Source organism: Haliscomenobacter sp., assembly GCF_040403615.1.
Taxonomy (GTDB): domain Bacteria; phylum Bacteroidota; class Bacteroidia; order Chitinophagales; family Saprospiraceae; genus Haliscomenobacter.
On the sequence record NZ_JBBAKG010000144.1, the window covers coordinates 7161 to 12430 of the forward strand.

The following is a 5270-nucleotide window of genomic DNA, read 5'->3' on the forward strand; positions in this document are numbered from 1 at the left end:
TTCCCAGAAAGATAAGGAGATAACATGTTAGAAACATTATTTTGGATAGCACTAGGAGCATTTGTTGGCTGGAACTTTCCACAACCCGAGTTTGCCAAAACGATTCAAACCAAGTATTTGCAAAAGTCGATTGACCAACTGAAAACAATTTTATTTTTCTGGAGATAACATATGAAATACGCAATCGTTTTAGCCACAGCATTATTTGCACTCACTGCCACAGCCGCAGACACAGAGACCCGAAAGGTCTGTGTTGATATCAAAGACAAGGCTGGTAAAGCAGTTGTTGATCCCAAAACAGGCAAGCCCAAACAAAACTGCAAACAAGTCAAGCAGCACAAGAAACTTGAAGGCACTGTGGTTCCGGGCAAGAAGTAATCGACTTCACTCCTCAAGTCCTGTATAATTACTGTACAGGACTTTTTCATGACCGATCATTATGCTGCTCTAGGTGTAGCCCGAACCGCTACCGCAGACCAAATCAAACAGGCTTTTAGAAAATTGGCCAGTACCTATCACCCGGACAAGGGCGGTGACACAAAGAAATTTCAAGAGATCCAGTCGGCTTATGCTGTGCTGGGCGATGCACAAAAGCGAGCTGACTACGACAACCCGCGTCCACAGTTTGGCGGGCATCCTGGACAGGGCCCTGGTGGGCAGTTTGATTTCAATGAAATATTTAACATGTTCGGAGCCCGGTTCCAGCAACCGCAACGCAGTTCTCATTCCAGGATGACACTGTGGATACGCATCCAGGATGTGGCCACACCCGGACCCAGAGTGGTCAGCATTGGCACACAGACCGGCACACACAATGTTGAGATCAACATACCCACAGGCATCGAAGATGGCGACAATGTGCAGTTCAGTGGCATTGGTCCAGATGGACTGGATCTGGTGGTGACCTTTCGTGTACATCCGGATCGAAACTGGCAGCGAAATGGCAGTAGTGTTGTGACTGAAGCCACCACTGTGGTCTGGAAACTGATTGCAGGTGGCACCATTACCATGCTGGACATACGGGGCAACAAGATTGAAATCACTGTGCCGCCTGGCACACAACCTGGTAGCCTGCTGCGAGCAAAAGGTCGCGGATTGCCAGATCGTTCCGGACAGCCCGGAGACATGTTGATTCGGGTGGCTGCTAGAATCCCAGGTAAAATTTCCCCAGAATTAATGGCTGCTATTCAACAAGAATCTGCCGAATAAGTATCTAATAGGTTGATCTAATCTATAATTTATTGTATACTAAACTATGAGCACACCACACGGACAAAACGCTATGCAAGACAACCCCGAAATTGAAGCCATCATTGATGGCTCTATAAAAATTGCGCAGACCTGGAAACACGAATACGTGATGACAGAACATCTGTTGCTGAGCCTGATCAGGCATGTGCCTTTTAGAAACACCCTGACCAAGTACGGTTGCGATGTGGCCATGTTGGAAAACGAACTCTGCGGCTACCTGGACAGCCTGGTGGGCATAATCAGTGACATTCCAGATTTTACTCCTAGAAAAACATCCGGACTGGAACGAGTATTCAATCGTGCAATAACACAGGTGTTGTTTAGTGGACGCAGACAAATTGTGACCATTGACCTGTATCTGGCCATCATGGGCGAAACCAACAGCCATGCACACTACTTCTTGCTGAAGTTTGGCGTGCAAAAAGCCGAGTTTGTGGACTTCTGGAGAAAGAACTACAAAATGGATCCTGTGGCTGGTCTCAATGATCAGCAGGCCACTGAGATCCTGGAAGAATACTGCACCAGTTTGTCAGCCCTGGCCAAGTCAGATACTCTAGAACCGCTAATTGGTCGCACCACAGAACTGGAAGAAATGATTGTTGTGCTGGCACGCCGCTTCAAGGCCAACGTGCTCATGGTGGGCGATCCTGGTGTGGGCAAAACGGCCATCATTGAAGGGCTTGCACAGGAGATTGTGGCAGGACGTGTGCCTGCGTTCTTGAAGGACTACGAAGTCTGGAGTCTGGAAATTGGAGCTTTGGTAGCAGGAAGCAAGTATCGCGGAGACTTTGAAGAAAAGTTCAAGGCTGTGATTGCTGCACTAGAATCCAAGAAGAAATGTATCTTGTTTGTGGACGAAGCACATACCATGAAGGGTGCGGGCGCCGGCAGTTCGGGCAGCCTAGACTTTGCCAACATGTTGAAACCAGCAATTACCAAGGGCAATCTAAAGGTAATTGCATCAACCACCTGGGAAGAATACTACGAAAGCTTTGAAAAGGATCGCGCACTCATGCGCAGATTCTACAGACTCACCATAGATGAACCAGATACTGAAACCACAGAAAAGATTCTGATTGGACTCAGCCCCAGACTGGAAGCATTCCACAATGTGATGATTGACACAGAGGCCATGACCGCAGCAGTTGAACTGGCTGGACGATACATTCATGACAAAAAGAATCCAGACAAATCAATTGACCTGTTGGATGCTGCCTGTGCCAGAGAGCGTGTGAAGGATGCAGGCATGGTCACAGTGAACAAGAGCATGATTGAACAGCAGGTGGCACGAGTCACAGGTGTGCCCACTGATAGATTGCAGAACGAGCGTTCAACCAAGATTGTGGAACTTGAAAGCAATATCAAACAAAAGCTCTATGGTCAAGAAGGTGCAGTTGATAGTGTGCTGGAGCGAGTGTACATCAACTTTTCGGGCATTGGCAGCACACACAAGCCCATGGCCAGCTTTTTGTTCCTGGGCCCAACCGGCACAGGCAAAACTGAATTGGCCAAGTTACTGAGTGAAAATCTAGACATGCACCTGTTGAGATACGACATGAGTGAGTTTCAGGAAAAGCATTCGGTCAGCAGCTTGATTGGTGCACCTCCGGGCTATGTGGGCTTTGAAGATGGTAATGTGGGTGGTGGCAAACTGATCAGTGATCTCAGCAAACATCCATTTGCTGTGATCTTGTTTGACGAAATTGAAAAGGCACATGCTGACGTTACCAATATCTTGTTGCAGATGCTGGACGAAGGACATCTCACAGGTGCCAATGGCAAACGGGTAGACTGTAAAAATACCATCATTATCATGACTTCAAACTTAGGTGCCAGAGACAATGAAAACAACAACATTGGATTCTCCAGTGAGTTGGAAAAATCCGGCGAAGAAGATCGTGCATTGAAAGAGTTCTTCCGACCCGAACTGCGCAATCGTATTGACAAGATCTGCAAGTTTGTCAAACTGGATACCTTGGCCATCAAGAAGATTGTGGTCAAGTTCCTGGATGAACTCAAGACATCAGTGGCATCCAAACACATTCGGTTGTTCTTCTCAGAGCCGGTGATTGAATTACTGGCCATCAAGGGCTATGACAGCAAGATGGGTGCAAGGCCTCTGAGTCGCAAGATTGATGAACTGATTCGTGTGCCCTTGAGCAAGCGGATCTTGTTTGATCGTCTCAGTGACTGCGATATCACCGTGAATGTCACAGATGATGTGGTGCAGTTTGATGTGATTCCTGCGGTGACAGCAGACAACATTGTTAGATTACTGGATCCAGTCAGTGAGCAAGATTAAAGATATCCGGCAGGAACCTCGCGATCGACTGTTCTTTGATCAGTATCAGTATCGCATGCAGTTTTATCTGAGATACGCCTGGTGCATGCGCAGTTTTGATCATGAGGATCTTGACCGCAGACTGGAAAATTACTATGGCCGCTATCGCGCCGGCTATAGCTCTGGCACATATAGCCCTGGCACAAATGCTCCGTCTCAGGCCGATGCCCAGCAGCGTGGTGATCTGCACAACATGTGCGATCTACTGAGAGCCCTGCCCAAGTCATGCAAAATAATGATTCAGTATGATCATGTGTTCTTGTACACCAACCAACTGACCACACTAGAGCACATGAGTCAAGTTGAATATATTTATCGATGGTTGGTTGGTGAAGCAGTGATAGCGTACCCAAAAAACACTGTGATGCTACAGAACCCGGTGCATCAGTATCGCACGTTTTTGAAGAGCCGATGGTGGGATCCGGACACCAGTGCCCGAATAAAAAAGTTCCTGCTTGGACGCCAAGACCTGTTTAGAATTCCCAGGGGCTTTTGTGAAAAACTTGAACGTCCCGGCAGATTGGCCACTCGTGACCATCATTTTGTGGATCATGACGACCCGGATCTCCTGTTGATGTTGAGTCTGGTGTGTCCAGGAATAATCAACAAAACACTTCCCATCCAGGCTAAATAATAGCACTTAAAGAGAGATAAATATTATTATGGCAAAGTTAATTGAACAAACCCTTGTGATCACTGTGAGCAAATTGGTACCCAACACGGACCAATCCTCTGCACTACCGCTGACCCCAGAAAATCTTGCTGAAATTGCTTCAGTTGTAGAGGCTTTGGCCGGCGACAGTACCATTGTAGAAATTATACCTGCATAATGACTACCACAGTTGCTCTGCTGTCCTATACCGAATACGGTGTGCCATCAGGCAACTACGATGGCAGCTCTGAAGATTTTATTGGCACGCCACAAAAAGCAGCCAATTATTATCGCGGACGTGGCGGCGTACAAACTCTGCGTTGGGTGTATCGCGGCGTTCAAGGTGAAGTAACTGTACAAGCCACTCTGGATCCTGATCCTGCAGATTCACGCTGGTTTGATGTGGCTGTGTATGGCGATGGATCCACTGCTGATTCTACCACAATAACTGATACCTACTATCAAACTGTCACAGGAAATTTCACATGGCTGCGAGCTGTGGTCATAAATTTCACTGACGGCATTATTGAAACTGTACAGGCCACCTACTAGCATGGATACTATTAACTTTTGTTGCAACATTGCTCCTACCACGGCTGCTGTGCCCTTGGGATTGGAAATTTGGATAGACAATCAGAAACTGTTTGATCAGGCACATGTTCAAGAAAGTCACAAATTCAGTGCAGATATTTCAGACAATGATGGTGAGCACGAATTACGCTTGGTGCTAAAAAACAAACTGAGTGAACATACCCAGGTGGATGCCAACAACAACATTATTAGTGATGCTAGAATTTCTGTGAGCGACATTGAATTTGACGGTATTGCACTGAATCAACTGGTGCCAGATCTAGCTGAATACCAACACAATTTCAACGGCACCGGAGAACTATCTGTTCACAAGTTCTACGGTGAACTGGGCTGCAACGGCACTGTGAGCCTGAAGTTTACCACTCCAATCTATCTCTGGTTACTAGAGCACATGTAAAGCTAAATACCAGGTATGAAACAATTAGTCATCATGCC

General features: G+C 46.9%; 7 protein-coding genes. All 7 read left to right on the forward strand.

Features of this window, described 5'->3' with window-relative positions:
- The first annotated feature begins 171 nt into the window (after nucleotides 1-171).
- Genes ABW391_RS26460 through ABW391_RS26490 form a run of 7 tightly spaced genes read left to right on the forward strand, consistent with a single transcriptional unit; the run spans nucleotide 172 to nucleotide 5232 of the window.
- The gene (locus ABW391_RS26460) at nucleotides 172-378 is read left to right on the forward strand and encodes a hypothetical protein (RefSeq protein WP_353484917.1); all 207 of its coding nucleotides are present in this window, start codon (nucleotides 172-174) and stop codon (nucleotides 376-378) included.
- A gap of 48 nt (nucleotides 379-426) precedes the next feature.
- Nucleotides 427-1209 (forward strand): DnaJ domain-containing protein, encoded by a 783-nt coding sequence (locus ABW391_RS26465; protein WP_353484918.1) that lies wholly within the window; start codon nucleotides 427-429, stop codon nucleotides 1207-1209.
- 46 nt (nucleotides 1210-1255) lie between these two features.
- A complete protein-coding gene (locus tag ABW391_RS26470) occupies nucleotides 1256-3553 on the forward strand; it encodes an AAA family ATPase (protein ID WP_353484919.1) in 2298 nt (765 codons plus the stop codon).
- A 55-nt stretch (nucleotides 3554-3608) separates the two neighbouring features.
- Complete coding sequence (locus ABW391_RS26475; protein ID WP_353484920.1) at nucleotides 3609-4226, forward strand: hypothetical protein; 618 nt, start codon at nucleotides 3609-3611, stop codon at nucleotides 4224-4226.
- Nucleotides 4227-4254: 28 nt separating this feature from the next.
- Nucleotides 4255-4422 carry a hypothetical protein gene (locus ABW391_RS26480; protein WP_353484921.1) on the forward strand — a complete coding sequence of 56 codons (168 nt, stop codon included), beginning with the start codon at nucleotides 4255-4257 and terminating at the stop codon, nucleotides 4420-4422.
- On the forward strand, nucleotides 4422-4796 hold the full coding sequence (locus ABW391_RS26485; protein WP_353484922.1) for a hypothetical protein: 375 nt from the start codon (nucleotides 4422-4424) through the stop codon (nucleotides 4794-4796). Before ABW391_RS26480 ends, ABW391_RS26485 begins: the two co-directional genes overlap by 1 nt.
- A 1-nt stretch (nucleotide 4797) precedes the next feature.
- Nucleotides 4798-5232, forward strand: a complete 435-nt coding sequence (locus ABW391_RS26490; protein ID WP_353484923.1) for a hypothetical protein — start codon at nucleotides 4798-4800, stop codon at nucleotides 5230-5232.
- The last annotated feature ends 38 nt before the right edge of the window (nucleotides 5233-5270 follow it).

Bases quoted from the DNA above. Each gene is read 5' to 3' on its own strand.
- ABW391_RS26485 (WP_353484922.1), top strand. From the start codon at position 4,422: ATGACTACCACAGTTGCTCTGCTGTCCTATACCGAATACGGTGTGCCA.
- ABW391_RS26465 (WP_353484918.1), top strand. From the start codon at position 427: ATGACCGATCATTATGCTGCTCTAGGTGTAGCCCGAACCGCTACCGCA.
- ABW391_RS26475 (WP_353484920.1), top strand. From the start codon at position 3,609: ATGCAGTTTTATCTGAGATACGCCTGGTGCATGCGCAGTTTTGATCAT.
- ABW391_RS26470 (WP_353484919.1), top strand. From the start codon at position 1,256: ATGAGCACACCACACGGACAAAACGCTATGCAAGACAACCCCGAAATT.
- ABW391_RS26460 (WP_353484917.1), top strand. From the start codon at position 172: ATGAAATACGCAATCGTTTTAGCCACAGCATTATTTGCACTCACTGCC.
- ABW391_RS26480 (WP_353484921.1), top strand. From the start codon at position 4,255: ATGGCAAAGTTAATTGAACAAACCCTTGTGATCACTGTGAGCAAATTG.
- ABW391_RS26490 (WP_353484923.1), top strand. From the start codon at position 4,798: ATGGATACTATTAACTTTTGTTGCAACATTGCTCCTACCACGGCTGCT.